Here is a 1011-nt window from a genome sequence, read left to right on the forward strand (position 1 = left end):
GGCGGGAGGGCCGTCGTGACCCCCCGCGGTGCGGCCCGGCGGGCGATCGTCCTGGACACCGCCCGGCAGGTCGAGGACCAGCTGGCGGGCCGCGGCGGCGCCGTCCCCGACGCGGCGCTCGACCTCCCCGGCGCACGTCCCGGCCGCGCCCCCGACCTGGTCGTGGTCGTCGAGGGCGCGCGGCCCGACGGCCGCGGCCACTGGGCATGGCCGGACATCGAGGCGGTGCTGGAGGTCGTTCCCGCGGCCGGCCCGCACGGCGGCTTCGTCGAGCGGCTGCGCCGGTACGCCGGGCACGGCGTCCCGGTGTACGTGGTGGTCGACCCGGCCGAGGGCGTCTGCACCGTGCACTCCGACCCGCAGCCCGCCGGCGCCTACCACCTGGCCGAGCGGGTCCCGTTCGGCGAGGACCTGCCCGTGCAGCTGGCCGGGCGGACGCTGGTCGTCGCCACCGGCACCTTCCCCCGCGAACCGGCCTGACGAGTCTCCCCATGGCGCACCGCCAGGGGCGCGGGGAACCGCGCAATCCGGGTGCGGGCCACGGTGCGGACCAGGGGTGAGCCGGATTCGTCAGAATCACCACTCCCGGACTGCGCGGTTCTCCCCCCCCCCGACCTTCGGCCGGGAGATACCCCCACGCGCCACCGAACCGACCGTCCGAGCGCCCCTCCTGAGCCTGCACCGGGACCCGGCCGTCCGGCCCGCGGGGCACGTCGGCGACACTGGTCGGGTGAGTTCTCCCGCACCGAAGACCGACCGCCGCTCGCTCGCCCTGATGCTGCTGCTGACCGCGGCCGGCGCCCTGCTCGTCCTGACCTCCACCGGCCGGACCTGGGCCGAGGGCGTGGTCGCCGGGACGGCGGGCGGCCGCCTCGCGGTCAGCGCCACCGGCTCCCGGCTGACCGGCCTGCCCACCGGGCTCGCCCTGGCCGGCCTGGCCGCCGCCGTCGCGGTCTTCGCCGTCCGCGGCGCCGCCCGGACGGCGGTCGGCGTGCTCGCCGTGGGGGCGGG

General features: G+C 78.8%; 2 protein-coding genes. Both read left to right on the forward strand.

Annotation, left to right across the window (positions count from 1 at the left end; all coding sequences use genetic code 11):
- Positions 1 to 480 (forward strand): Uma2 family endonuclease (locus KSNIM_RS27875; RefSeq protein ID WP_263105873.1); only part of this gene is annotated, 480 nt, incomplete at its 5' end.
- Positions 481 to 730: 250 nt separating this feature from the next.
- On the forward strand, positions 731 to 1011 hold a 281-nt coding region (locus tag KSNIM_RS27880; RefSeq protein ID WP_263105874.1), incomplete at its 3' end, for a Trp biosynthesis-associated membrane protein.

It is taken from the genome of Kitasatospora sp. DSM 101779, from assembly GCF_025655475.1.
Taxonomy (GTDB): domain Bacteria; phylum Actinomycetota; class Actinomycetes; order Streptomycetales; family Streptomycetaceae; genus Kitasatospora.